This window comes from Streptomyces sp. MBT65, assembly GCF_016612545.1.
Taxonomy (GTDB): Bacteria; Actinomycetota; Actinomycetes; order Streptomycetales; family Streptomycetaceae; genus Streptomyces.
On the sequence record NZ_JAENRY010000034.1, the window covers coordinates 50,995 to 75,841 of the forward strand.

General features: G+C 71.2%; 22 protein-coding genes and 4 pseudogenes. 9 read left to right on the plus strand and 17 right to left on the minus strand.

What is annotated here, in order from left to right; all coding sequences use genetic code 11:
* Positions 1-19: 19 nt before the first annotated feature.
* The gene (locus tag JHN63_RS10515) at positions 20-1,513 is read right to left on the minus strand and encodes a PLP-dependent aminotransferase family protein (RefSeq protein WP_200679069.1); all 1,494 of its coding nucleotides are present in this window, start codon (positions 1,511-1,513) and stop codon (positions 20-22) included.
* A gap of 47 nt (positions 1,514-1,560) precedes the next feature.
* On the opposite strand from JHN63_RS10515, the pseudogene JHN63_RS10520 reads away from it, so the two are divergent.
* A pseudogene (locus tag JHN63_RS10520) lies at positions 1,561-2,397 on the plus strand (DMT family transporter); the annotation flags it as partial.
* A gap of 45 nt (positions 2,398-2,442) precedes the next feature.
* Here JHN63_RS10520 and JHN63_RS10525 read toward each other — a convergent pair.
* Positions 2,443-3,273 (minus strand): alpha/beta fold hydrolase, encoded by an 831-nt coding sequence (locus tag JHN63_RS10525; RefSeq protein ID WP_200679071.1) that lies wholly within the window; start codon positions 3,271-3,273, stop codon positions 2,443-2,445.
* Between the two features lie 315 nt (positions 3,274-3,588).
* Between JHN63_RS10525 and JHN63_RS10530 the strand changes: the two genes are divergently transcribed.
* The gene (locus tag JHN63_RS10530; RefSeq protein WP_200679073.1) at positions 3,589-4,350 is read left to right on the plus strand and encodes a GntR family transcriptional regulator; all 762 of its coding nucleotides are present in this window, start codon (positions 3,589-3,591) and stop codon (positions 4,348-4,350) included.
* A 261-nt stretch (positions 4,351-4,611) separates the two neighbouring features.
* On the opposite strand, the gene JHN63_RS10535 is transcribed toward JHN63_RS10530, so the two are convergent.
* From JHN63_RS10535 to JHN63_RS10545, 3 genes are all read right to left on the minus strand, one after another.
* The gene (locus tag JHN63_RS10535; protein WP_019070977.1) at positions 4,612-5,766 is read right to left on the minus strand and encodes an ROK family transcriptional regulator; all 1,155 of its coding nucleotides are present in this window, start codon (positions 5,764-5,766) and stop codon (positions 4,612-4,614) included.
* Positions 5,767-5,865: 99 nt separating this feature from the next.
* On the minus strand, positions 5,866-6,528 hold the full coding sequence (locus JHN63_RS10540) for a response regulator transcription factor (RefSeq protein WP_200679075.1): 663 nt from the start codon (positions 6,526-6,528) through the stop codon (positions 5,866-5,868).
* Between the two features lie 14 nt (positions 6,529-6,542).
* Positions 6,543-7,697, minus strand: a complete 1,155-nt coding sequence (locus JHN63_RS10545) for a sensor histidine kinase (protein WP_200679077.1) — start codon at positions 7,695-7,697, stop codon at positions 6,543-6,545.
* 108 nt (positions 7,698-7,805) lie between these two features.
* Between JHN63_RS10545 and JHN63_RS10550 the strand changes: the two genes are divergently transcribed.
* Positions 7,806-8,726 carry an ABC transporter ATP-binding protein gene (locus JHN63_RS10550; protein ID WP_200679079.1) on the plus strand — a complete coding sequence of 307 codons (921 nt, stop codon included), beginning with the start codon at positions 7,806-7,808 and terminating at the stop codon, positions 8,724-8,726.
* A 2-nt stretch (positions 8,727-8,728) separates the two neighbouring features.
* Positions 8,729-9,451, plus strand: a complete 723-nt coding sequence (locus JHN63_RS10555) for an ABC transporter permease (RefSeq protein WP_200679081.1) — start codon at positions 8,729-8,731, stop codon at positions 9,449-9,451.
* 84 nt (positions 9,452-9,535) lie between these two features.
* On the opposite strand, the pseudogene mug reads toward JHN63_RS10555, so the two are convergent.
* Together mug and purB are read right to left on the minus strand one after the other, a co-directional pair.
* Positions 9,536-10,081, minus strand: a pseudogene (gene mug, locus JHN63_RS10560) (G/U mismatch-specific DNA glycosylase).
* On the minus strand, positions 10,078-11,520 hold the full coding sequence (gene purB, locus JHN63_RS10565; protein ID WP_033283481.1) for an adenylosuccinate lyase: 1,443 nt from the start codon (positions 11,518-11,520) through the stop codon (positions 10,078-10,080). The pseudogene mug and the gene purB overlap by 4 nt, the downstream one beginning before the upstream one ends.
* Before the next feature lie 194 nt (positions 11,521-11,714).
* Here purB and JHN63_RS10570 point away from each other — a divergent pair, with 194 nt between their 5' ends.
* Positions 11,715-12,281: a hypothetical protein gene (locus JHN63_RS10570; protein ID WP_200679083.1), complete on the plus strand. Its 567-nt coding sequence runs from the start codon at positions 11,715-11,717 to the stop codon at positions 12,279-12,281.
* A 77-nt stretch (positions 12,282-12,358) separates the two neighbouring features.
* On the plus strand, positions 12,359-12,931 hold the full coding sequence (locus JHN63_RS10575; protein WP_200679085.1) for a hypothetical protein: 573 nt from the start codon (positions 12,359-12,361) through the stop codon (positions 12,929-12,931).
* Between the two features lie 14 nt (positions 12,932-12,945).
* On the opposite strand, the pseudogene JHN63_RS10580 reads toward JHN63_RS10575, so the two are convergent.
* The 8 genes and pseudogenes from JHN63_RS10580 to JHN63_RS10615 form a co-directional block, all read right to left on the minus strand.
* A pseudogene (locus tag JHN63_RS10580) lies at positions 12,946-13,275 on the minus strand (DUF4326 domain-containing protein); the annotation flags it as partial.
* A 6-nt stretch (positions 13,276-13,281) separates the two neighbouring features.
* Complete coding sequence (locus JHN63_RS10585; RefSeq protein WP_200679089.1) at positions 13,282-14,064, minus strand: SGNH/GDSL hydrolase family protein; 783 nt, start codon at positions 14,062-14,064, stop codon at positions 13,282-13,284.
* Between the two features lie 81 nt (positions 14,065-14,145).
* Positions 14,146-15,159: a hemolysin family protein gene (locus JHN63_RS10590; RefSeq protein ID WP_200679091.1), complete on the minus strand. Its 1,014-nt coding sequence runs from the start codon at positions 15,157-15,159 to the stop codon at positions 14,146-14,148.
* Complete coding sequence (locus JHN63_RS10595; protein WP_200679092.1) at positions 15,156-16,562, minus strand: hemolysin family protein; 1,407 nt, start codon at positions 16,560-16,562, stop codon at positions 15,156-15,158. Before JHN63_RS10595 ends, JHN63_RS10590 begins: the two co-directional genes overlap by 4 nt.
* Positions 16,563-16,712: 150 nt before the next feature.
* Positions 16,713-17,138, minus strand: coding sequence for a GNAT family N-acetyltransferase (locus tag JHN63_RS10600; RefSeq protein ID WP_200679093.1), 426 nt, complete (start codon positions 17,136-17,138; stop codon positions 16,713-16,715).
* A complete protein-coding gene (locus JHN63_RS10605; RefSeq protein ID WP_200679094.1) occupies positions 17,131-18,042 on the minus strand; it encodes an LLM class F420-dependent oxidoreductase in 912 nt (303 codons plus the stop codon). The genes JHN63_RS10600 and JHN63_RS10605 overlap by 8 nt, the downstream gene beginning before the upstream one ends.
* 48 nt (positions 18,043-18,090) lie before the next feature.
* A complete protein-coding gene (locus JHN63_RS10610) occupies positions 18,091-20,661 on the minus strand; it encodes an ABC transporter permease (protein ID WP_200679095.1) in 2,571 nt (856 codons plus the stop codon).
* A 3-nt stretch (positions 20,662-20,664) separates the two neighbouring features.
* Positions 20,665-21,483, minus strand: a complete 819-nt coding sequence (locus JHN63_RS10615; RefSeq protein WP_200679096.1) for an ABC transporter ATP-binding protein — start codon at positions 21,481-21,483, stop codon at positions 20,665-20,667.
* Positions 21,484-21,691: 208 nt separating this feature from the next.
* Between JHN63_RS10615 and JHN63_RS10620 the strand changes: the two genes are divergently transcribed.
* Together JHN63_RS10620 and JHN63_RS10625 are read left to right on the plus strand one after the other, a co-directional pair.
* A complete protein-coding gene (locus JHN63_RS10620) occupies positions 21,692-21,931 on the plus strand; it encodes a toxin-antitoxin system HicB family antitoxin (RefSeq protein WP_200679097.1) in 240 nt (79 codons plus the stop codon).
* Between the two features lie 5 nt (positions 21,932-21,936).
* Positions 21,937-22,311, plus strand: a complete 375-nt coding sequence (locus tag JHN63_RS10625) for a fic family toxin-antitoxin system, toxin component (RefSeq protein ID WP_200679099.1) — start codon at positions 21,937-21,939, stop codon at positions 22,309-22,311.
* A 52-nt stretch (positions 22,312-22,363) separates the two neighbouring features.
* On the opposite strand, the gene JHN63_RS10630 is transcribed toward JHN63_RS10625, so the two are convergent.
* On the minus strand, positions 22,364-23,050 hold the full coding sequence (locus JHN63_RS10630) for a class I SAM-dependent methyltransferase (protein WP_200679101.1): 687 nt from the start codon (positions 23,048-23,050) through the stop codon (positions 22,364-22,366).
* Between the two features lie 95 nt (positions 23,051-23,145).
* Positions 23,146-23,832: a triacylglycerol lipase gene (locus tag JHN63_RS10635; RefSeq protein ID WP_200679103.1), complete on the minus strand. Its 687-nt coding sequence runs from the start codon at positions 23,830-23,832 to the stop codon at positions 23,146-23,148.
* A 114-nt stretch (positions 23,833-23,946) separates the two neighbouring features.
* On the opposite strand from JHN63_RS10635, the pseudogene JHN63_RS10640 reads away from it, so the two are divergent.
* A pseudogene (locus JHN63_RS10640) lies at positions 23,947-24,847 on the plus strand (LuxR family transcriptional regulator); the annotation flags it as partial.

Genomic DNA, 24,847 nt, shown 5'->3' on the forward strand with positions numbered 1-24,847 from the left:
ACAACGGAACGCGGCGACATCAGAGGCCGTGCGGGTGAAGCGCCTCGGCCATGAGACGTACCCCCGCACGGATCCGTACGGGAGACAGATGCGCGTACCCCAGGACCAGCCGTACGACCGCGTTGTCGGCACGCGCGTGTGCGTAGGCGGTGAGCGGGCGCACCGCGACACCGGCGGAGGCCGCGCGCTCCAGGAAGTGCTCCTGGGGGCCGTACTTCTCCGGGAGTTCGGCGATGACGTGCAGTCCCGCCGCGATCCCGGTCACCCGCGCTCCGGGAAAGTGCTCCTCCAGGGCGGCGACGAGGGTGTCGCGGCGCTGTCGGTAGGCGCGTTGGCAGCGGCGCAACTGGCGGTCGTAGTCGCCGCGTTCGAGGAAGCGGGCGAACAGCGCCTGGTCGAGTGTCGGGTGGCCGAGGTCCATGGTGCGCTTGCGCTCGACGACCTCGTCGGTGAGTGACTCGGGCACCAGGAGCCAGCCGAGGCGCAGCCCTGGGGCGAGGGATTTGCTGACCGAGCCCGTGTAGGCGACGTGCTCCGGGTCGAGGCCCTGGAGCGCGCCCACGGGGGCCCGGTCGTAGCGGAAGTCGCCGTCGTAGTCGTCCTCGACGACCAGACCGTCCACCGACCGCGCCCAGTCGAGGAGTCGGGCCCGCCGCCGCGCGGAGTACGCGATGCCCGTGGGGAACTGATGCGCGGGTGTCGTCACCACGGCCAGTACACCCGACGCCCGCAGCGGACCGACCGCCAGGCCCTCCTCGTCCAGGGGCAGCGGTACGGTGCCGACGCCCGCCGAGGCGTACAGGGCGTCGTGCTGGGGGCTCCCCGGGTCCTCGACGCCGACGGTGCGCATCCCGCGCGCGTGGAGCACGAATCCGAGCAGCGCCATCGCCTGCGCCACCCCGGAGACCACGACGAGCCGCTCCGGGTCGGCGGCCACACCCCGCCGGCGCGCGAGGAGTTCCGCGAGCGCCGTACGCAACCGGGGCAGCCCGCGCGGATCGGGATAACCGAGCAACTCGTGCGGCGACTCGGCCAGCACACCGCGCTGCGCCGCCGCCCAGGCGGCACGCGGGAACAGCGACAGGTCCGGCGTGCCGGGCACGAAGTCGGCGCCGGCACCGGGGAAGCGCGGTGCGAGGTCACGCGCGCGTGGCCGCGCCGCCCGCACGGCACCGCCCACCCAGGTGCCCGCACCCCGGCCGCTGCGCAGATAGCCCTCCGCCGTCAACTGCTCGTACGCCTCCGTGACCAGCCCCCGCGACACCCCGAGGTCGGCCGCCAGGTCCCGGCTCGACGGCAGCCGGGTGTCCGGCGCCAGCCGCCCCGAACGCACCGCCTCGCGCAGCGCCTCCTGAAGCGAACGGCCACGCGCGCGTGCCGGTGCCGAGACGGCGGGCAGCAGCAACTCCCAGGCGGCGGAGCCCGTCAGACTCGCCGGACCGGACAGACTGGCCGGTCCGGACTGACGCTCCGGATCGGTCGGCCGCTCCGAATTGGTCCGCGATGACGTCATGGAAGTGGACCTTAAACCGGACCGCGGATCTCCCTAGCGTCACCACCATGAACGCCACCACCGTCCGCGGCGCCCCGCTCGCCGCCTTCGCCTGCGTCCTCGTGGGCGCGTCCTTCACCGCGAACAGCGTCCTGGGCGACTACCCGTACGCGGGCGGCCAGTTCCTGCGCTACGGCCTCGCCTGTGTGCTCCTGCTGCCGTTCACCGGCAAGGACGCGAAGGCCCGGCTGCGCGGCCTCGCAGCACGCCAATGGGGCCGCCTCGCCCTGCTCGCCGCCGTCGGCATGGTCGGCTTCAACCTGGCCGTCATCGCCGCCGAACGCAGCGCCGAACCGGCCGTCCCCGGAGTCTTCGTGGGCTGCGCCCCCATAGCCGTCGCGGTCCTCGTCCCCCTCCTGGAAGGACGCCGTCCGCGACGGATCGTGCTCTACGGGGCGTCGCTCGTCGCCGTCGGCGCGTTCACGGTCCAGGGGTGGGGTCGTACTGACGGCGCCGGAATCGCCTTCTCCGGGTGCGCACTTGCGGGGGAGGTGGGCTTCGCGGTGCTCGCGGTTCCCGTACTGCGCCCCCTGGGACCGCGATTGCTGTCGGCCACCGTGTGCGGTCTGGCGGCGGTCGAGGCAGCGACTGCCGGCGTGGTCCTCGACGGGACGACCTGGCTGCGGCGCCCCGACGGCACCGAGGCCGCCGCGCTGCTGTGGCAGGCGGCGGTCGTCACCGTAGTCGGCTTCGTGTGCTGGTACATGGGCATGCAGCGGATCGGCGCGGAGCGCGCCACGCTCTTCTCCGGCCTCATCCCGGTCGCCGCCGCCGCTACCGCGCCGCTCGTCGGAACGGGCTCCTACGGGCCCGCCCAGGCCGTCGGCAGCGCCCTCGTGGGCGCCGGAGTGGCCCTGGGATCCGGTGTGTTGGCGCTCGTGCCGCGCCGGTCAGCGGCTGCCGTCGAGGATGACCCGCGCGACCAGGGCAGGGTCGTCGTTCATCGGGCAGTGCCCGCAGCCGGGCAGCCGCACCAGCCGGGAGCGGGGGATCAACCGCTTGGCGCGGACGCCCTGTCGGCGCAGCAGCAGCCGGTCCTGGGTGCCCCAGGCCACAGTGACCGGGATGCCGGGGATGTCGTCGGTGAACAGGACGCTCGTACCGGCCCGGAGCGTGTCGTCGAACCCGGGGGCGTCGACCAGCGCGCGCGTCTCGGCGACCACGGCCTCGGGTGAACGGCGGCCCGGGCGGGCGTAGATGGTGCTGGTGAGCGCGGTGCGGCCGGCCGCCGTACGCGCCAGCTTCTCGACCAGCGGGAGCGGCAGACCGCGGGCGATCCGCCGCATGGTGAGCAGCACACCGAAGGCGTAGCGGCGCTCGGCCTGGGACCAGAATCCGGCGGGGGAGAGCGCGGTGACGGACCGTACGATCTTCTCGCGGCCCAGCTCCAGGGCCATCAGACCGCCGAGCGAGTTGCCCGCCACATGCGGACGTTCGAGCTCCAGCGCCTCGCAGAAGGCCCTGAACACGGCGACCGTCGTGGCGAGGTCGTACGTCAGCCCCTCCGGGAGCGCGGGGGAGGCGCCGAACCCGGGCAGGTCCACGGCGATCACGTCGCGCTCGGTCGCGAGGATGTCCACCACCGGGTCCCAGGCCTGCCGGTGGTGCCCTATGCCGTGCAGCAGGAGCAGCGGCTCGCCGCGACCCACGCGCGCGTAGGACACGGTCACGGTCTTCGGGCCCCGCGGAGTGGGGACCGGGAAGGAGACGGTGGCGGACATGGGGATGCTCCTCGTCTGGGACGCGCAGGCAGACGCCGTACAGGCCGTGTAGACAGCTTGTCAGTAACTGCTACTGACCGGTAGCCCCCGTCGTTCTCGTTCCATGACGGGGGCTTTGCCGTGCTGTCACCGAGAACGCCCCGTACGAACGCCCTGTGAACGCTCCGCGCCATGTCCTCTATGGGTTGCATATGACATGGAGGATTGGTCTTGACCAAGGGTGGGGGCCGTCCTATGGTCGCAGATAAGTGAAACAACCTTTAATAAACAAGGGCGCTAAAACGCCGCCGGAACACGGCGATTGCGGAGGACAGGGTGGGGACCACGCAGTTGGAATCGGTGCCGGAACCGAAGTACTGGCATCTCAAGACAGTGCTGAGTGAGGCACTGGACTCCGAGTTCTCGGTGGGCGAGATCCTGCCCAACGAGCGAGACCTGGCGGCCCGCTTCGGCGTCGCCCGGGCCACGCTCCGGCAGGCTCTGGAACAACTCGAACTGGAAGGCAGGCTGCAGCGCCGTCGCGGTGTCGGTACGACCGTCGCGCCGCCGCGCGTGGGTGTCGCCGTCGGCACCGAGCAGCACGTCTGGCCGGGCGCCGGGGAGGACGCCTGGCAGTCCGTCGACTGTGTGCTGGCGGCACCGCCGGCGGCCGTCGCGGGCGTCCTGGAGACCGGTTCCGAGGAACTGGTGCACACCGTGCGGCGCTCCAGGGTGAGCCACGGCCAGCCGGTCGCCGCCGAACTGCTCTACATCCCGGAGTCGTCGGTGCCCGACCTCTCCGCGATAGACACACCGTCCGCTACGGCACGCGCGCGTGCGGTGCTGCGCGAGTTGCAGCGCCTCGAACTGGAGGGCCAGGACCGCGCCGTGGAACTCGGCTCGGCCCGCGCGGACGACGCCAAGGAACTGGACCGCCTCCCCGGGGCACCGGTTCTCGTCGTCACGACCCGCTTCTTCGCCGAGGGCCGCACCGCCGCGGTCTCCGTCGCGACCTACCGCGCGGACACCTGCCGGCTGACCTTCGCCGACTCGGGCGGCGTGGAAATACACCACGGCCCGGAACGCCAGGCTTCCTGACCACGGTCACACCACATCCGTCGCGCCCCGGAACTCCACCGGGGCGCGACGCGTTCTACGTCTGCGCACCGGGGGCGCTGTCGCCCTGAAGGGGCGCGGGGCTGTATCGACATACGGCTCCGCCGCGTGGGCGCACCCAGCCACAAGGAACCCGCACCCGACAACCAACCGCCGAGACCGGCCACAACGAACCGCACCCAAAAACAACCACCGAGCCCAGCCAAAACTCCGCCGCACCCGACAACCAACCCCGCCGCCAAGCTAGCGCCGCGTCACCGTGCCCTCGACCGCGAACAACTGCTCCTCGACATGGTCAAGAGCCAACCGCAGCGCCCCCGTAGCCGCAGCCGCCTCCCCGAGCAACGACAGCGCCACCTTCGGCGGCCGCAGGCAATACCGGGCCAACTCCCGCCGCAGCGGCTCCAGTACACCGTCCAGGCCGGCCGCCCACCCGCCCACGACGACGAGTTCCGGATCGAGGGCCAGCACCAGCGCGGCGACATCGTGCACGAGGCGTTGGATGAAGCGGTCGACGGCCGCCCGCGCCCGCTGGTCGCCGTCGCGTGCCAGCGCGAAGACCTGGGCGACCGCCTGCTCGTCCAAGGGATGCAGTGGCTCGTCCGTGGTGGACAGCAGCGTCTCCGGTGTCACGTCCCGGCCCAGCAGATGCAGTGCGCCGATCTCACCGGCCGCCCCGCGATACCCCCGGTGCAGCCGCCCCCCGATCAGCGAACCGGCGCCCGGGCTCAGTCCGGCCAGCACCATCACCATGTCGTCGGACTCGGTCGCGGCGCCCTTCCAGTGCTCGGCGACCGCCGCCGCGTTGGCGTCGTTCTCCACCAGCACCGGGCACTTGAAGGAACGGCTCAACCGTTCGCCCAGGTGCAGCCCCGTCCACTGGGGCAGCGCGGTGCCCAGCCGTACGGTGCCGTCCGCCTCGACGATGCCCGGCGTGGCGACGCCCACCGCCCGCAGCGAGCCGCGGGCGACCCCGGCCCGGCGCAGCAGCTCGGCGACCGCGGTGCGCAGCCGCTCAAGACGCTCGTCCGCCGAGGCCGTCTCGTCGACATCCTTGGCGATCGCGCCGAGCACCCGGCCGTCGAGGTCGGCGAGGAGCACGGCGACGCGATGTGCGCCGATCTCCAGGCCCAGCAGATGTCCGGCCTCCGCCCTGAACCGGAACCGCCGCGCGGGCCGCCCCTGCCGCCGTACAACGCTCTCGTCGGCCGCCTTCTCGACGACCAGCCCGGCCTCGATCAGTCCCTCGACGACGCCCTCGACGGTCGGCCGGGACAGACCCGTCACCCGGGTGATCTCCGTCAGCGTGGCGCAGTCCGTGGCACGCAACGCGTGCAGCACCACTGCGGAGTTGATCCTCCGCAGCAGCGAGGGGTCCCCGCCGGTCAGCCCCGCCAAGGTCTGTCCTCCCAGCTCGTGCGCGTGTTGGGCGGATCGTACTCGGCGCGGTGGACCCCGGCGAGTGCCGGGCGCCCTCGATCCACTCGCCCCACCGGATCACCCCGGCGCCACGAACCCGGACTCGTACGCCGCGATCACCGCCTGTGTACGGTCCCGCGCCCCCAGCTTCGCCAGTACGGCGCTCACATGCGACTTCACCGTCTCCGTCCCGACGACCAGCCGGGCGGCGATCTCCGCGTTCGACAGACCCCGCGCCATCAGCCGCAGCACCTCGGCCTCGCGCTCGGTCAACTGGGCCCGCGCCATCAGCGCGCGCGCCGCCCGGTTCCCGCCGTCGTCGCCGTACTCCGCCGCCAACTGCCGTACGGAGGCCGGGAACAGCAGCGACTCGCCCTCGGCCACCAGCCGTACCGCGTGCACGATCTCGGCCGGACGGGCCCGCTTCAGCAGGAAGCCGTCGGCGCCGGCGCGCAGTGCCTCGTAGACGTACTCGTCGTTCTCGAAGGTCGTGATGACCAGGATCTTCGGCGGGTCGTCGACCGTGCGGAGCACCGCGCGTGTGGCCTCGATGCCGTCCAGGAGCGGCATCCGTACGTCCATGGCGACCACGTCCGGCCGCAGCCGCCGCACCAGCGGGATCACCGCCGCCCCGTCGGCGGCCTCCCCGACCACCTCGATGTCCGGCTGCGCCTCCAGCACGGCCCGCAGACCCGCGCGTACGAGGGGTTCGTCATCGACCAGGAGAACGGTGACCGGCATCCGGCCAGCCTAGATCAACCCAGCGGCAACTCCGCATGCACCTGCCAGTCACCCTCGTCGGGTCCGGTGTACGCCCGGCCGCCGAGCAGCGCGGCCCGCTCGCGTATGCCCCGCAGGCCACTGCCCCGGCCCGGGCCCGGTATCGCCGCCGGCAGCGGATTGCGGACCTCCAGATCGAGGGTGCCGTCGGCGACCTGAATGCGGACCCGGACCGGCACGGACCCCGCGTGCCGCAGCACATTCGTCAGCGCCTCCTGCAGAATCCGGTACCCCTCCCGGGAGACCGGTCCCGACACCGTCTCCAACGGCCCGGTCACCTCCGCGTCGACCTTCGCCCCGGAAGCCCGCGCCGACTCCAACAGCCGGTCGGCGTCCACCAGCGTCGGCCGGCTGCTCACCGGCCGCTCCGCCTCACGCAGCACGCCCAGCACCCGCTCCAGATCCTCCAGCGCGGCCCGACCGGTCTCCTCGATGGCGCCCAGCGCCCGCTCGGTGAACTCCGGGTCGCCCGCCGCCCGGGCCGCGCCCGCCTGCACCACCGCCACGGTAAGCGCGTGCCCGATCGAGTCGTGCAACTCCCGTGCGATGCGGTTGCGTTCCAGCAGTTGCTCGGTGCGCTCCTCCAGGGCGGCGAGTTGCTCGGCGCGGGAGGGGCCGAGCAACTTACGGGCCAGCAACGTGGCCAACTCGCCCAGGCCGACGATGGCGGCGTACAAGGCGATGAGGGGGAGCGGCGCCAGCAAGGCGTACCAGCCGTTCGGCGCCGCCTCCTTGAGGACCCATACGTCGTCGGGCACGCGCCCGCGTGCGACCTCGATCAGCTCGAAGGAGATGATCGGCAGCCAGACGCAGGCGAACGTCGTCGCCCAGCCCAGAGCCATCCGCGCCTCCAGCCACAGCACGGTGCGCCCCCGGTCCCGCCAGGTCGCCGACGGCGCCACGGAGATCCCCGAGTCCTCCCTGCCCGGCGTCAGCAGCAACTGCGCCTGCACGCCTTCCCCGATCCGAACGGCCGGGATCAGACCGACCGGGATCAGCACCAGCGCGGGCACATACGGCTTCGACGAGTCGATGAACATCCACACGCTGACGATCAGTATCGGCACCCACAGGTGCAGCAGACGCGTATACGTCGTCCCCCGGAGCAGCGGGCGCAGGAAGCGGGCCATTGGGACATCGTGACAGCCGGCTCTGACAATCGGCCTCCCCCGGGCGGGGGAGACGATCTCCACCGCCGGGGGAGGCCCCAACTCCCCTGGACGGCCAGGCTGTTGGGCATGACCAGCATTGACGTACGAGACCTCACCAAGGAGTACGGCACCCGGCGGGCCGTGGACCACGTCACCTTCGACGTCCGCCCCGGCAAGGTCACCGGCTTCCTCGGTCCCAACGGCGCCGGAAAGTCCACCACCATGCGCCTCGTCCTCGGCCTCGACCGGCCCACCTCCGGAACCGCCACTGTCGGAGGCCGCCCCTACGCCGCGCTTACCGAGCCGCTGCGCCACGTCGGCGCCCTGCTCGACGCGCAGGCCGCGCACGGCTCCCGCACCGCCCGCGACCATCTGCGGGCCCTGGCGGCGAGCAACCGCATCCCGGCCGCCCGGGTCGACGCGGTGCTTCAGGAGACGGGACTCGCGTCGGTCGCGCGGCGCCGGGTGAAGACGTACTCCCTGGGCATGCGCCAGCGGCTGGGCATCGCCGGTGCCCTCCTGGGCGACCCCGAGGTCATCCTGCTGGATGAGCCGTCGAACGGCCTCGACCCCGAAGGCATCGTCTGGATCCGGGAGTTGCTGCGCCGACTGGCGGCGGAGGGCCGCACGGTGCTGGTCTCCAGCCACCTGATGAACGAGACCGCCTCCTTCGCCGACCACCTCGTGGTCCTCGGACGCGGCCGACTCCTCGCGGACACCCCGATGCGGGACTTCATCGACGCGCGCGTGCAACCCCACGTGCTCATCCGTACGACGGACACCGGCGCCCTCAAGAGCACCCTCGCCGAGCACGGTCTCGACGCCGTGGAACAGGAGGACGGGCACTGGACCGTGGCGCACGCACGCGTGGACGAGATCGGCACCCTGTTGTCCGCCGCCGGCGTACCCATCCTCGAACTGACCGCCACCGAGGGCACCTTGGAGCAGGCCTATCTCGATCTGACGGCCGGCGTGACCGAGTTCACCGCATCGCACCAGGAGGCCTGACCATGGCATTCACGCCCGTCTTCCACTCCGAGTGGATCAAGATCCGTACCCTGCGCTCACAGGTCGCGGCGCTCGCCATGATCCTCGTGGTGACGGCGGTCTTCTCCGCGCTCGCCTCGGCCGACACCGGCGGCGACGACTTCGACCCGCTGTTCGCGGTCTTCTTCGGCGTCACCTTCGGACAGATCGCGGCGATCGCCTTCGGCACGACCGCCGTGTCCTCCGAGTTCCAGGGTGGAGCGCTACGGCTGTCGCTGGCCGCGGTACCGCACCGGGGGCGCTGGTTCGCGGCCAAGGCGACGGCGATCGCCCTACCGGTGTTCTCCGTCGGCCTGGTCACCGGTGCGGTGACCCTGGTGGTCGGCAAGGCGGTGCTGGGCGCCGAGGCCGACGGACTCGGCGGGGCGGAGCAGGCGCGCGGTGTGGTCGGCTGCGCCGTCTATCTCACGCTGATGGCGTTGCTCGCGGCCGGTCTCACGGCGGTGCTGCGCAGCGGAGTGGCGACGCTGAGCATCGTCATACCGTTCCTGCTCATCGTGTCCTTCGTGGTCGGCGACGCGTCCAACGACCTCGCGGACCTCCTGCCCGACCGGGCCGGGCAGGTCGCGCTCCATGCGAACTGGGCCGGGGCGATGGGGCCGTGGACCGGGCTCGGGGTGACGGCGTTGTGGGCCGCCGCGGCGTTGGCGGCGGGCGCGTGGAGCGTGCGCCGCCGGGACGCCTGACCAGGGCGAGCCACCGACACCCTGCCGATTGTCAGTGGCGGCCCGTCTACTGGAGTCATGACAGACGAGCCGACCTCTGACCCGCTAGCCCTGTGCGGCGTCCCGCAGCCGCCCGAACTCCTCGGCCATCGTCGCCGCCGTCCAGTGCGCGTTCAGACCGCTCGGATTGGGCAGCACCCACACGCGTGTGTCCCCGAATGTCCGCTCCTGGGGCCCCACTTGGGCCCGACGGTCGTCAAAGGCGGCCCGGTAGGCGGTGACGCCCAGCACCGCCAGCCAGCGCGGCTGCCACCCCGTCAGCTTCTGCGCGAGGAGTTCGCCGCCCTCGCGCTACTCCTCCGCGCTCAGCTCGTCGGCACGGGCCGTGGCCCGTGCCACCACGTTGGTGATACCGAGCCCGAAGGACAGCAACTCCCCTTGCTCCGCGGGCTTCATGAGCCTCGGGGTGAAGCCGGACAGATGCAGCACGGGCCAGAAGCGGTTGCCGGGGCGGGCGAAGTGGTGGCCCGTGGCCGCCGTCATCAGACCGGGGTTGATACCGCAGAACAGCACGGCGAGGCCGTCCGCGACGACGTCCGGTACGAGACGGTCGCGGGCGGCCTCCAGCTCGGCCTGGGTGAAGCGGGTCAGAGGATCGCCCCCGGGGTGTACCCCGCGGCCTCCGGGTGCTGCTTCGCGAGCTCCTCGACGCGGGCGACGACGACGGCGACCTGGTCGGCCGCGGCACCCGTGAAGGACAGCTTGTCGGCCATCAGCGCGTCCAACTGGGCGCGGTCGAGCGGGATGCGCTCGTCGGCGGCGAGCTTGTCCAGCAGCTCGTTGCGCTCGGCGCCCTGCTCACGCATCGCCAGCGCGGAGGCGACGGCGTTCTCCTTGATGGCCTCGTGCGCGACCTCGCGGCCGACACCCGCGCGGACGGCGGCCATCAGCACCTTGGTCGTCGCGAGGAACGGCAGATAGCGGTCCAACTCCCGTGCCACGACCGCCGGGAACGCGCCGAACTCGTCGAGGACGGTCAGGAACGTCTCCAGCAGACCGTCGAGTGCGAAGAACGCGTCGGGGAGGGCCACCCGGCGCACCACCGAGCAGGAGACATCGCCCTCGTTCCACTGGTCGCCCGCCAGCTCGCCGGTCATCGACGCGTAGCCGCGCAGGATGACCATGAGGCCGTTGACGCGCTCGCAGGAGCGGGTGTTCATCTTGTGCGGCATCGCGGAGGAACCGACCTGGCCCGGCTTGAAGCCCTCGGTGACCAGCTCGTGCCCGGCCATCAGCCGGATCGTCTTCGCGAGCGACGAGGGCGCCGCCGCGACCTGCACCAGCGCGGTCACGACCTCGTAGTCCAGCGAGCGCGGGTACACCTGGCCGACCGAGGTGAACGCCTGCGAGAAGCCCAGGTGCGAGGCGATCCGCTGCTCCAGCTCCGCGAGCTTCGCCGCGTCGCCGCCGAGCAGGTCCAGCATGTCCTGGGCCGTGCCCACCGGCCCCTTGATACCGCGCAGCGGGTAACGGCCAAGGAGCTCTTCCACCCGGCCGTACGCCACGAGCAGCTCGTCGGCGGCGGTCGCGAAGCGCTTGCCGAGGGTGGTGGCCTGTGCGGCCACGTTGTGCGAGCGGCCGGCCATGACCAGCTCGCCGTACTCACCGGCCAGCTTGCCCAGCCGCGCCAGGACGGCCACCGTACGGTCGCGCATCAGCTCCAGGGAGAGCCGGATCTGCAACTGCTCGACGTTCTCGGTGAGATCCCGGGACGTCATGCCCTTGTGCACCTGCTCGTGCCCGGCGAGGTCGTTGAACTCCTCGATCCGCGCCTTCACATCGTGCCGCGTGACCTTCTCGCGCTCGGCGATCGAGGCCAGGTCGACCTGGTCGAGCACCCGCTCGTAGTCCGCGATCGCCGCGTCCGGCACCTCGATACCGAGGTCCTTCTGGGCGCGCAGGACAGCGAGCCAGAGTTGCCGCTCCAGCTTCACCTTCTGCTCGGGGGACCAGAGCGTGGCGAGCTCGGTGGAGGCGTAACGTCCGGCGAGGACGTTCGGGATGCGGGGCTTGGCGGGAGCGGAAGTCACGTGTACGGAGTTTACCCGGCGTCCCCGAGGCTCCGGACCGTGCACACAGTCCAGAGGGCGCAGGTCAAGGACTCCCCGGGTGCGCCGGACCCCCTCCAACCCGATGGGGTGAATACCTCCAGTAGCCGGAAACCGCACACCCCCTTTGCGAGTCACACATCTCGCATTCATCAGCGAGAACCTCAGGGGGACCCATGACCAACCAGCCGCCCTACCCGCCACAGCAGCCCTACGGCCAGCCCCCGTTCCCGCCGCAACCCCCGAAGAAGCGCTCCGTCGGAAAGATCGTCGGCCTCGGCTGCCTGGGCATCGTCGGCCTGTTCGTCATCATCGGCGTCCTCGCCGCCGTCATCGGGGGCGGCAGCAGCGGCGACAAGGAGTCCGGCAAGAGCCCCGACAAGACGGCCACGGGCACGAAGAAGAACGACACCAAGAGCGACACGAAGAAGGACGCCACCGACGACAAGGTCGTCTTCAAGGTGTGGGGCACCGCCCCCGCCGGCGCCCTCGGAGGCCTCGACATCGGCTACGGCTCCGACTCGGACACCCGCAAGGGCACCTTCCAGGACGGCAAGTTCGAGGCGACGCTGACCCTCGACAAGGACGCCCTCTACTACGACGTCCACGCACAACTCCAGGGCTCCGGAGACATCAACTGCTCGGTCACAGCAGACGGCAAGACGAAGACGGGCCACGCGTCCGGCGGCTACAACATCTGCAACGCCCAGTTGAGCAGCAACTTCACCGGGGGCTGGTCGTAGCCGGTTCTGCGCGCTGCCGGATCCCGCGGATTCCGCGGCGCCCGAACAGGAACGGAACGACTACCCCGGGGAGAACCATGACCGAGACCAGCGTGCCGTCGGTGCCGCCCATGCCACCCCATCCGCCCATGCCACCGAACGATCCGTCGCCGACGGCGAAGAAGCCGCGCACGAATCTCGTCGTCATCGGCTCGGCCGTCGCCGTCATCGCCGCTGTCGTGGCCACCGGCGTCGTGGTCGTGCAGTCCAGGACCGGCGAAACCAGACCGGCCGCCGCCAAGTCGAACGCACAGGACGAGGACGCCGTCACCGCGGCGAAGCCGGACCCGGAGCCGACGTACAGCGAAGTCGACGCCGACAGCTTCACCGTCGGGCTGAAGACCACCGCTCGGCATTGCTTCGGGTCGGCGGGCTGCAACGTGACGGTCCAGCCCGACCTGACCTTTCTGGGGGACAGCGAGGGGATCGATCCGGACGCGGTGTACGACATCACCTACGAGATCCACGGCGATGAGTCCGGCCCGGTCATCGAGACGGCCGAGTTGTCGAACAGAACGAGCCTGAGCTACACGTCATCCGTGCTCAGTACCGCTTCGGCGGGCACGGAGCTGTCCGCGGAGATCACGGACGTCTCCGTCGAAGGGGGATGAGGCGCCTCCCGACCCTCCGCCATCTCGGCCAGCACCCCCGCATGGCACTCCAACGGCGCACACCAGCAGGCCAACGTCCGGCCGCGCAGCGCCGGTACCAGGGCCAGCAGATCAGGGCGACCCAGCAGATACGCCCGGTACATCGCCATCACCTCCGCGCGCGTGCCGTCCCGGCGGCGCGTGGGGGTGTCGTAGGCAAAGGGGTTGTAGAGCGGGTGGCGGGGGAGGTCCCAGCCGCCGAGGGTCCAGCGGCGGCCGACGTAGACGAGGTCCTCGGGGGCGCGTTCCAGTCGGGGGCCGAAGTCGTGGAGGTGGCCCCTGATGTTGATCACCCGCGTGGTCATGGGGAGTTACGCCCTCGGGCCCTCGTAGGGGAGGAGGTCCGGGCGTTTCGGGGAGCGGCCGTCGCCCGAGGAGCGGCCGGTGAGGCGGCGGGCGATCCAGGGGAGGAGGTACTGGCGGGTGAAGCGGGCGTCCTCCACGCGGCGGGCGGTCCAGTTCGGGGGCGGGGTCGGTGGCATCGGGGTGCGCCACTCCGGGTCCTCCGGCTCGTAGCCGAGGGTCTGCCACACCGCCTCGGCGACCCGGCGGTGGCCGTCATCCGTGAGGTGGAGACGGTCGACGTCCCACGCGCGCGGGTCGCCGAGCGAGGGCGCGCCGTACAGGTCGACCACCAGGGCGCCGTGGCGGGCGGCGAGGTCGTCGACGCAGGCGAACAGTTCCTCCATGCGGGGGCGGAAGCGCTCCAGGACCGGGCCGTTGCGACCGGGGCTGCGCATCAGGACCAGGTGCTTGCAGGCGGGCGTGAGGCGTTCGACGGCCTCCTCCAGCAGGGCGCGGACCCGGCCCATGTCGCACTTGGGGCGCAGGGTGTCGTTCAGGCCGCCGACCAGCGTGATCACATCGGGCTGCATGGCGGCGGCCGGGCCGACCTGCTCCTCGACGATCTGCGCGATCAGCTTGCCGCGCACCGCGAGGTTGGCGTACCGGAAGCCGGGCGTCCGGGCGGCCATCCGCCCGGCGAGGAGGTCGGCCCAGCCCCGGTAGGTGCCGTCCGGGAGCTGGTCCGACATGCCCTCGGTGAAGGAGTCGCCGATCGCGACCAGGCTGGTGTGCGTGGGATTCGTCTGCATGGCGACGAAGATGATAACTCGTGTCCATACCCGTCGGTAGGTCGGCCTCCGCGGTCGGCCTCCGCGGTCACCCGGCCGTGCTCACGCCCGCTGCCCGAACAGCTCCCGCAGCACGTCCTCCATGGTCACAAGCCCGGTCAGCCGCCCCTCCTCGTCGAGCACCGCCGCGAGATGCGTACGGCCGCTGCGCATCGCGGTGAGGACGTCGTCCATTGGTGTGCTCTCCTTCACGTTCGCGATGGACCGCATGTCCTCGACCTTGAACGGCTCGTCGCGCGGCGAGGCGTCCAGCGCGTCCTTGACGTGGAGGTAGCCGATGATCCGGCGCTCGTCGTCCACCACCGGGAAGCGCGAGAAACCGGACTCGGCCGACAGCACCTCCAGCTCGGCCGGGGTGATGCCCGCGACCACGTAGTCGACGCGTTCGAGGGGGAGGACGACGTCCCGCACGGGCCTGCTGCCCAGCTCCAGCGCGTCGTTCAGCCGCTCCAGGGCCCGCTCGTCGATGAGTCCCGCCTCGCCGGAGTCCCTGACGATCCGGGCGAGTTCGGCGTCCGAGAAGGACGCCGTGACCTCGTCCTTGACCTCGACCCGCATCAGCTTGAGCAGCGTGTTCGCGAACGCGTTGATCGTGAAGATCACCGGGCGCAGCGCCCGCGACAACGTCACCAGCGGCGGCCCCAGCACCAGCGCGCTGCGCACCGGCTCCGCCAGGGCGATGTTCTTCGGCACCATCTCGCCGAGCAGCATGTGCAGATAGGTCGCCGCGGCCAGCGCGATCACGAAGGACACCGCGTGCCCCGCGCCCTCCGGCACACCGACCGCGTGGAACACCGGCTCCAGCAGATGCGCGATCGCCGGCTCGGCGACGATGCCGAGCACGAGGGTGCACAGCGTGATGCCGAGCTGGGCCGCGGCCATCAGCGCCGACACGTGCTGCAACCCCCACAGCACGCTCTTGGCCCGCCGGTCGCCCTGCTCGGCGTGCGGCTCGATCTGACTGCGGCGCACCGAGATCAGCGCGAACTCGGCGGCCACGAAGAAGGCGTTGACGACCAGCGTCGCCAACCCGATCAGCAGTTGTACGGCGGTCACAGCTCCCCCTTCGCGGAGTCGGAACCGGAATCGGAACCAGAATCAGAACGAGAGCCGGGACCCGAGCCGGAACCCGGATCGGTACCGGAACCGGTGTCGTCGAGCGGCGCGTGCAGCAGCAGCCGCGCCGCCCTGCGCCCGGACGCGTCCACCACGTCGATCCGCCACCCGGCGACCTCGACGGTGTCCCCGACCTCCGGAATCCGCCCCAGCTCGGTGGCGGCCAGACCGGCCAGCGTCTCGTACGGCCCCTCCGGCGCCCGCAGCCCCACGCGCGCGAGCTGGTCCATGCGGGCGGCGCCGTCCGCCGAGTACAGCGAGCGGCCCTCGTCGTCCGCCCCGGCCGCGGCCAGGTCGGGCGTCTCGTGCGGGTCGTGCTCGTCCCGCACCTCGCCCACGACCTCCTCGACGATGTCCTCGAGGGTCGCGACCCCCGCCGTACCGCCGTACTCGTCGATGACGACGGCCATCGTGCGCTTGCCCGACAGCCGGTCCAGAAGGCGGTCCACGGTCAGGGACTCCGGGACGAGGAGGGGTTCGCGCATGACCTCGGAGAGCGGGAAGCGGGGGCGCCGGTCCGCCGGCACCGCCAGGACGTCCTTGATGTGCACGGTGCCGACGACCTCGTCGAGGTTGCCGCGGTACACCGGGAACCGGGACAGCCCGGTCGCCCGCGTCGCGTTCGCCACGTCCTCGCAGGTCGCCTGGGCGTCGAGGGCGACGACCTGGACGCGGGGCGTCATCACGTTCTCCGCGGTGAGGTCGGCGAGGTTGAGGGTCCGTACGAACAGCTCGGCGGTGTCCGGCTCCAGGGCGCCCTCCTTCGCGGAGTGCCGGGCCAGTGCGGCCAGCTCCTGCGGCCCGCGCGCGGAGGCCAGCTCCTCGGCGGGCTCCAGACCGAAGGCCCGCACCACATGGTTGGCCGTGTTGTTCAGATGGCTGATGAACGGGCGGAACGCGGCACTGAACCACCGCTGCGCGTTCCCCACCCGTTTGGCCACCGTCAGCGGCGAGGAGATCGCCCAGTTCTTGGGCACCAGCTCGCCGACGACCATGAGGAACACCGTCGACAGCGCCGTACCCAGCACCAGCGCGACGGACTTCGACGCGGAGTGCGAGATGCCCAGCGACTCCAGCGGACCGGCGATCAGCGCGGCGATCGACGGCTCGGAGAGCATGCCGACGACCAGATTGGTGACGGTGATGCCGAGCTGCGCCCCGGAGAGCTGGAAGGTCAGATTCCGTACGGCCTTCAGGGCGCCGGCGGCGCCCCGCTCGCCGCGCTCGACCGCCCGCTCCAGCTCGCCGCGCTCGACGGTGGTCAGCGAGAACTCGGCCGCGACGAAGGCACCACAGGCGAGCGAGAGCAGGATCGCCACCAGCAGCAGAAGCACTTCGGTCATCGGGTCACCTCCGTCCCATGATCGGACAGGGCAGGGAGGTTCGCGCGATGTCGCGTACTGGGAGGCTCGCCCATGGGCGGACGCTCACACCTTTCGAGGAGATGCAGAAGTTCGGGATCGTCCGCCAATAGTAAAGGATGGGCAAAGCGTTCAGGTGGTGAGATGCTTCACCCAGCGCCGCCACTGCTCCTCGGATGCGTACCCCGCCGCGCGCCACGCATGCTGCCCGGTCTCGTTGCGCTCCAGCACCATCGCGTCCCCGCGCCGCCCGCCCAGTGCCACGAACCGCTCCTCGGCCGCCGTGAGCAGCGCCGAGCCGATGCCCCGGCGGCGGTGCTCCGGGTGCACGGCCAGCCGGTAGAGGTGGCAGCGCCAGCCGTCGAAGCCGGCGATCACCGACCCGACGAGCCGCCCGTCACGCTCCGCGAGGATCAGCGCGTCCGGGTCCCGTTCGATGAGCCGGGCCACGCCGTCGCGGTCGTCGCTGATGCTCGTGCCTTCGGCGGCCTCGCGCCAGAACGCCAGCACGGCGTCGATGTCGGAAAGGGCCGCGCCACGGATATGAAGATCACTCATGGGGCGAGCCAAGCAGACGACGGTCGGGCGCGGCGAGCGGGTTTCCGCGCAGATCCTCGATGACCGGCGCGAACGCCTCCAGGTACGGCTCCAGCACAGTGAGATACGAGAAGCCGTACCGGTCGCGCAGCGCGCGCACCTTCCCCGTGATGTGCTCCAGGGTCCCGACCAGTATCACGGGGAGATCCAGGACCTGCTCCACGGTGAGATCGGGTCGGCGCTCGAGCAGCGGCCGTAGCGTGTGCGCGGGATCGTCGGTGATCGCCACTCGCTGGATCAGCAGGTTCAGTTCGGCGGGTTCCTCGCGGTCGGCCGCGAACTCCCGGTAGCGGGCGACCCGTTGGTCGAACTCGGTGGAGTCGACCGGCGCCAGTTTTCCCTCCTTGTCGCCCGGCACCAGGCTCGCGCCCGTGAACGCCGCGATGTCCGCGTGCTCGGCGGTCAGCCGCAGGATGCGGTCGCCGTTGCCGCCGAGGAGCAGCGGTACCCGGCACTTCGCCGCGTCCAGCAGCCGCCCCAACTCGTCGATCGTGCGCCGCAGTTGGTCCACGCGTTCACCGGGTGAGCCGAAGGGCAGCCCCGCCGTGTCGTGCTCCGCCTGGACATAGCCGGTGCCGAGGCCGAGTTCGAGGCGTCCGCCGGTCAGGTCGTGGACCGTCGTCACCTCGCGGGCCAGCAGACTCGGGTTCCAGAAGCCCGCGTTGAGCACGAACGTGCCCACCCGCGGCCGCTCGGTCGCGTCCGCCGCCGCGACCAGCGCCGGGAACGGCGCGACCATGCCCAGATGGTCCGGGACCAGGATCACGTCGTAGCCGAGCTCCTCGACGCGTCGGCATCGCGCGCGCCACTCGGCGGCGGGCGCGGACGTGAGCAGGCTGGCGCCGAAGCGGAACGGACGCGGCATGAACTCTCCTCGGCGGCAAGGGACTTCAGAACGACCGTGGTGATTCCATCACTCGTGCGCGATCGCCGCCAGGACGTTCATACGGGACGCGCGCAACGCGGGCAGCAGGGCCGCGACGATGCCGACCACCGCCGAGCCGATCACCACCGCGACGATCGTGGTCCACGGCACCGCGAGCGCCTTCATGCCCTGGAGCGCCAGGACTTGTTGTGCGCAGACGCCCCACACCAGGCCGAGGCCGAGTCCCAGCACCGCTCCGAACACCGCGATCACCACCGACTCCAGCCGGATCATGCGCCGGAGTTGGCGCCGGCCGAGCCCGATCGCGCGCAGCAGCCCGATCTCGCGGGTGCGCTCGACGACCGACAGGGCAAGGGTGTTGACCACGCCGAGCACCGCGATGACGATGGCCAGCCCGAGCAGCGCGTACACGAGATACAGCAGGACGGCGATCTGGTCGTGGACCAGCTTCTTGTAGTCGGCCTGGTCGCGGACCTGCACCTGCGGATACGGCTTCAGCGTCGTGTCCAGCGCCTTGCGGAGCTGGTCGGCGCCGGTGCCGGAGGTCGCGTTCACGTACAGCGAGGAGTCCTGGCCGTTCGGCACGTACTTCTCGACGGTGGCGATCCCGAAGAAGAGTCCGCCCTGCGTCCCGAACCCGCCCGAGGCGCCCTGGTCGCTGAGCGCGCCCACCGTCAACCGCGTGGTGCGTCCGCCCGGGAACTCGACCGGGAGCACGCTGCCGATCCGTACGCCGTGCTTCTTCGCGAAGTCGACGTCCATGGCGAGGTGCCCGGCGGCGAGTGCCGAAGTCGTGCTGCCCTGCGCGTACTTGATGTGGGCGACGGCGTCCAGCGGGCTGTCGTAACCCGCCGCCGTCGTCTCCACCCGCCTGCCGTCCGGCAGCCTGACCGCGAGAGGCGCGAAGCGGGACCGTACGACGAGACCGACGCCCTCGGTGGCGCGCACACGGTCCGTGACCTCCTTGGAGAACGGCAGGAAGTTGCCGTTCTGGATCACGAAGTCGGCGCCCAGGGTCTTGTCGATCTGCTGGTCGAAGGACTTGGACATGGACGCGCTGGCCACCGACATCCCGCCGACCAGGGCGAGCCCCACCATCAGGGCCGCCGCGGTGGCGCCCGTACGGCGCGGATTGCGCAGGGCGTTGCGCTGGCTCATCCGGCCGACCGAGCCGAACAGGGCGGGGAAGGCGCCGCCCAGCACCCGGATCATCGGACGGACCAGCAGCGGGCCCGCGATCACGGTCGCGATCAGGGTGAGGACGATGCCGAGGCCCAGGAAGGAGGAGGACGAGGCCGTGCTCGTCGCGGCGGCGCAGCCCGCCAGCGCGGCGACACCGAACGCCCCGACCACCGAACCCACCACCGCCCGCACCTTCAACGGCCGTCCCACGCCCGCGACTTCGGCGTCCGCGAGGGCCGCCATCGGGGAGACGGTCGCGGCGCGCCGGGCCGGCAGATACGCGGCGACGAAGGTCACCCCGACCCCAACCACGTACGACGCCACGGGGGTTGGCCAACCGACCACCATCTCCGTGGTCTTGAGGTTCATGCCGAACGCGGTCATCAGCTTGATCAGCCCGGCCGCGAGCCCGATCCCGGCCGCCAGACCGAGAGTCGAACCCACCAGCCCGAGCAGCAGCGCCTCGGTGAGCACCGACCGCCGCACCTGCTTCCGGTCCGCGCCCAGGGCACGCAACAGGCCCAGTTCGCGGGTGCGTTGGGCGATCAGCATCGAGAACGTGTTGACGATCAGGAAGACACCGACCAGGACCGCGATACCCGCGAAACCGAGCATCACGTACTTGATCACGTCGAGGAAGCCGCCCAGGTCGGCGGCGGCCGACTTCGCCTGCTCGTCGGCGGTCCTGATGTCGTAGGTACCGGAGGAATCGATCGCAGCGGTCACCCGCTGCTTGAGTACGGAGTCGTCGACACCCTTCGCCGCGTCCACCGAGATGCTCGTGGCCCGGTCGGGTGCGCCGAGCAGTTGGTCCTTCGCGGTGGCGGGGTCGAGGAAGACCAGGGCGGCGCCGGGGTTGGTGGTGGTGAAGGTGGCGATGCCGACGATCTCGACCTTGAAGCTGCCGGGCTGCGCCTGCACGGTCAGCGTGTCGCCGATCTTCACGTGCTTGTCGTCGGCGGTGTCCGCGTCGAGGAGAGCCTCGCTGGCACCGTGCGGGGCGTGGCCCGAGGTCAGTTTCACCGGGCTGCGGTCGGTGAGGTACCAGTCGGTGGCGATGGTGGGCGCGCCCGTGGTCGGCCCGACGGACTTGTTCGCGCTGTCGACGACCACGATGTTCTCGACGGACACGTCGGCGTGGGTCGAGGCGACCCCGGCCACCTTCGCCACCTGCCCGGCGAGCGCGGCGGGCACGGTCTCCGTCGCGCCGGTGGGCACCGAGGACTTGAGGTCCTGCTTCGGCTCGACGGTCACATCGGCGGACGTGGAGGCGAAGAGCCGGTCGAAGGTGCGGGTCACCGTGTCGGAGAAGATCAGACTGCCGGCCACGAACGCCACCGACAGCACGACGGCCAGCGCCGAGAGCAGCAGTCGTCCCTTGTGCGCGAGGAAGCTGCGGAGGGTCGCCTTGAGCACGGTTCAGTCCTTGTCGTCGGTCTGTGTCGACGGCCCGTCGAGCTGGCCCCTGACCAGGTCGAACCGCTTCATCCGCTCCAGCACCGCCTCCGCCGTCGGCCGTTCCATCTCGTCCACGATCCGCCCGTCCCCGAGGAAGAGCACCAGGTCGGAGTGGGCGGCGGCGCCCGGGTCGTGGGTGACCATGACGACGGTCTGGCCGAGATCGTCGACGGCATCGCGCAGGAAGCCGAGCACTTCGAGGCCCGCCCGTGAGTCGAGGTTGCCGGTCGGCTCGTCGGCGAAGATCAGCTCGGGGCGGGAGGCGAGCGCCCGAGCGCACGCCACGCGCTGCTGCTGACCCCCGGAGAGCTGCGACGGCCGGTGCTTCAGCCGGTCCCGCAGCCCGAGCGTGTCGATGACCTGGTCCAGCCACTTCTGGTCCGGCTTCTGGCCGGCGATGTCCATCGGGAGCGTGATGTTCTCGGCCGCGTTCAGGGTCGGGATGAGGTTGAACGACTGGAACATGAACCCGATCCGGTCCCGGCGCAGCCGGGTCAGCTCGCGGTCCTTCAGCCCAGTGATCTCGGTGTCGCCGAGCCACACCTGCCCGGCCGAGACGGTGTCGAGCCCCGCCAGGCAGTGCATCAGCGTGGACTTCCCGGAGCCCGACGGGCCCATGACGGCGGTGAAACGGCCGCGCGCGATGTCCACGTCCACCGAGTCCAGGGCGAGCACGGTCGTCTCGCCCGAGCCGTACGCCTTGGTCAGACCGTGGGCGCGGGCCGCGATCCGGCCGGCCGAGGCCTGACCCGGAACGTGCTCCGCAGCGGATGTGGACAAGACAGCCCCCTGGGATTCCGTCGCTGGTTGACGCGCCGACTCCGTACTCCGGACCGAGCCTAGTGTGACGCGACGCACAGCCGATATCCCCCGTGCGGCCGAGGCGGTCTCCACCCCAGGTCGGGCCCCCGATGCCGGTGTAAGGGGCACTCTCCACCCACGGGCTGAGCCCTTGCCGATGCTAGCGATCCGGCGCTAGCGTCTGGGTATGGCGAAGACCCAGCTGAACGTGCGCGTGGACGAGGGCACCGCCCGCGCGGCCCGTGAGCGTGCCCTGGCCCGTGGGATGAGCGTCAACCGCTACATAGAAGAGCTGGTCAGACAGGACACCGGCGAGGTCGGCCATACGTTCGTCGAGGCGGCCGCCGACTTCATGAAGCAGTACGAGTCCGTCTTCGCCGACGAGTTCGGCACGGACGGGGAGCACACCCGCGAAGGTCGCCGCTGATCCCTTTGAACAACCTCAGGATCGACCTCGCCTGGCTGCTGATGCTCGCCGAACAGAAGACCCCCGGGGACCCCGCGGTCACCGACTGGGGCGCACTCGTCGCCGCCGTCGCCCGCCACCAGGCCGACATATTCGACGTCCCGGTCTACGACAGCCCGCACGCCCGCGCCGCCGCGTTACTCCAACTCCTCATCCACGTCCCCGCGTTGGAGCGCTCCAACGCCCTCTTCGCCTCCGCCGTCGCGTACGCCTACCTCGTCGCCAGCGGTCTGAAGGTCGTCACCTCGCCCGAACAGGTCCGTGATCTGGCCCGGTTGGTGAAGAGCGGCGAGGCATCCGTCGACGACATCGCGCACGAGCTGCGCCAGTGGAGCCTGTGATCGCGCTGCGTCGGTGGGGCCTGTGATCGCGTTGCGTCGGTGGGGCCTGTGATCACCCGTCCGTGACCGGGCGCCAGGCCGTCCCCAGGACGCAGTAGGAGGTCGGCAGGGTCGGCCCCTTCTCCGGGATCAACACCCGTCGGTACGGCCCGAGTTCGAACCCCGCGTCGCGCAGCGCGGCGACCGGGTCGCGGGCCAGATGGCAGCCGCCGTTCAGCGGTGGCCACAGCGTGCGGTCCAGGGCGCGCTGGGTGAATGCCATCGCCGGCCCGCCGCCCCGGCCGTGCTCGAAGAACCGCACGACTCCACCGGGCCGCAGCACCCGCCGTACCTCTGCGAGCGCCCTCGGCACATCGCGCACGCTGCACAGCACCAGGGACAGGACGACCGCGTCGAAGGCCTCGCTCTTGACGGGCAGCTTCTCCGCCGCGCCCGGCACCACGTCGACGGGTACCTCGGAGCGGAGCGCGGCCTCCACGGCCAACTGCCGTAGCGTGCGCTCGGGTTCGATCGCGACGACCTCCGAGACGGCGCCCGGGTAGTGCGCGAAGTTCAGGCCGTTCCCGGCCCCGATCTCGATCACCCGCCCGGAGAGTCCGGCGAGCAGCCTCTCCCGCAGCCCGGCGAGGCCGAGCCGCGACTCGGCGCTCACGCTGAAGCGGGCGTAGTAACGGGCGAACAGCGGGTGGTGGACGGCGTCCCGCGGCACAGTGCCGGAGCCTGCGGACCGTAGCGGCATGGCGACCTCCCGGACCGGACCGGGCCGAAACCGGTCCCTACCGGGATTGTCCCCCCTACGGGCCGTGACCACCCCCGCTGTCGCTCCGGGGCGGGTCAGGAGATGAAGTCGTGCACCTGCTCGTAGACGCCGTGGTCGTTGTTCATGTTCGTGTGCGAGATGCACCCGACGTCGACGTTGGTCGCGCCGCTCAGCTCGGCCGAGGTGTCCGGGTTGATCGCCTCGTCGCAGTCCGACCAGTAGGCCGCGTACGACACGCTGCCGGGCGTCTCGTCACCGGAGTTGAGCGCGGTGAGGAAGGAACTCCCGGTCTGCATCTCCTTGCAGGAGGTGTAGAGCCAGCCGCACAGCGAGGCGATGGAGGTGCCGTGGTTGACGCCGGCGACGGACACGAAGTGGTCCACGTACGACGTGCCGCTCAGGTTCTTGAGGTAGTAGCGGGAGCTGAGCGTCCCCATGGAATGACCGACGATGTCGACCTTCGACGCGCCGGTCTGCGCGAGCACGCTCTTGACCTCGGTCGCCAGTTGCGAGGCGGTGGTGACGTTCGACTGCGTCCAGTCGTACGACCACGCGAACAGCTCGGACGAGGAGTAGCCGTCGGCCTCGAAGTCCGCGACCCAGTCGTCCCAGCCGCTCGCCGAACCGCTCAGGCCGTGCACGAAGATGATGGGGTCGTGGCTCGCCGCGTGAGCGGGCGTCGAGGCCAGGGAGAGTGACAGAAGGAGCGAGGTGGTCACGGCCGACAGGGCCGTGGCGATGCGACGCTTGTGGCGCTGCATGATGCCTCCTGATACGGGTGGGGTTGTCAGGAGTGTCAGGGGGGTCTACGCGCGCCGCATCGGCGAAATCGCCGGTCTTTACGGGTGAATTAACTCGCCAGTAACGTCAGTTGTGTGCTGACTCCGGTGAACCCCACTTCTCTAGACCGCACTTCGCCACCGTCGCGCATCGACACCGGGCGAACCCTCGACCCCGAACTTCGGGATCTTCCGGAACTCCCGGAACTTCCCGAAGGGGTCCGCATCCGACTCCTGCGCATCGTCTACGGCGATCCGCGCGCCGCCGCCGAACTCCTCCCGCGCCTGACCCCACGCCAGGCCGCGGGCCTCGACCCCCTGCCGACCGAACCGGCTTCCCTGGCACCGGAGTTGCTGACCCGGCACCGCGGGGAGATCCGGGCCCTCCCCGACGACACCCGCCTCCTCCTCCTGCTCGCCGCGGCCGACCAGTACCCCGTCCCCACCCACGCCTTCCTGCGCGCGGCCGCGGCGGCCCGGCTGGACACCCGCCCCCTGGAAGCCGCCGAGACCGCCGGAGTCGCCCATGCGACGGCCGGCGGGGTGGTCTTCCGCGACGCGTGGACGAGGATCGCCGCGTACGAGACCGGGTCACCGGCGGACCGGCGGGACGTGCACCGGTTGCTGGCACGGGTGTTGCGTGCCGAGGGCGAGACACCGCGACGTTCCTGGCACCGGGGTGCGGGAGCGCTCGGCCCCAGCGTGCGGCTCACGGCGGAACTCCGGACAGCGGCGCAGAAGGCCCGCGACACGGGCGAACACGCCCTCGCCCGCGCCCTGGTGGAACGCGCCGCAGCCCTCACCACCGACCCCCGCGAACAGTCCCGCCTCCTCAACCGCGCCGCCGCCGACGCCTGGCAGTCCGGCGAAACCGACCACGCCCGAAGACTCGCCACCACGACGGACAGCGACGCGCTGAACGGGGTGTTCGCGCTCAGGGCGGGGAACGCGGCGGAGGCGTTCGATGCGTTGCTGAATGCGGTGGGGCGGTGGGGGG

Bases quoted from the DNA above. Each gene is read 5' to 3' on its own strand.
- JHN63_RS10575 (WP_200679085.1), top strand. From the start codon at position 12,359: ATGACCGAGACCAGCGTGCCGTCGGTGCCGCCCATGCCACCCCATCCG.
- JHN63_RS10525 (WP_200679071.1), bottom strand. From the start codon at position 3,273: ATGTCCGCCACCGTCTCCTTCCCGGTCCCCACTCCGCGGGGCCCGAAG.
- JHN63_RS10540 (WP_200679075.1), bottom strand. From the start codon at position 6,528: ATGCCGGTCACCGTTCTCCTGGTCGATGACGAACCCCTCGTACGCGCG.
- JHN63_RS10620 (WP_200679097.1), top strand. From the start codon at position 21,692: ATGGCGAAGACCCAGCTGAACGTGCGCGTGGACGAGGGCACCGCCCGC.
- JHN63_RS10600 (WP_200679093.1), bottom strand. From the start codon at position 17,138: ATGAGTGATCTTCATATCCGTGGCGCGGCCCTTTCCGACATCGACGCC.
- JHN63_RS10550 (WP_200679079.1), top strand. From the start codon at position 7,806: ATGACCAGCATTGACGTACGAGACCTCACCAAGGAGTACGGCACCCGG.
- JHN63_RS10555 (WP_200679081.1), top strand. From the start codon at position 8,729: ATGGCATTCACGCCCGTCTTCCACTCCGAGTGGATCAAGATCCGTACC.
- JHN63_RS10635 (WP_200679103.1), bottom strand. From the start codon at position 23,832: ATGCAGCGCCACAAGCGTCGCATCGCCACGGCCCTGTCGGCCGTGACC.
- JHN63_RS10605 (WP_200679094.1), bottom strand. From the start codon at position 18,042: ATGCCGCGTCCGTTCCGCTTCGGCGCCAGCCTGCTCACGTCCGCGCCC.
- JHN63_RS10515 (WP_200679069.1), bottom strand. From the start codon at position 1,513: ATGACGTCATCGCGGACCAATTCGGAGCGGCCGACCGATCCGGAGCGT.
- JHN63_RS10585 (WP_200679089.1), bottom strand. From the start codon at position 14,064: ATGCAGACGAATCCCACGCACACCAGCCTGGTCGCGATCGGCGACTCC.
- JHN63_RS10630 (WP_200679101.1), bottom strand. From the start codon at position 23,050: ATGCCGCTACGGTCCGCAGGCTCCGGCACTGTGCCGCGGGACGCCGTC.
- JHN63_RS10545 (WP_200679077.1), bottom strand. From the start codon at position 7,697: ATGGCCCGCTTCCTGCGCCCGCTGCTCCGGGGGACGACGTATACGCGT.
- JHN63_RS10595 (WP_200679092.1), bottom strand. From the start codon at position 16,562: ATGACCGAAGTGCTTCTGCTGCTGGTGGCGATCCTGCTCTCGCTCGCC.
- JHN63_RS10570 (WP_200679083.1), top strand. From the start codon at position 11,715: ATGACCAACCAGCCGCCCTACCCGCCACAGCAGCCCTACGGCCAGCCC.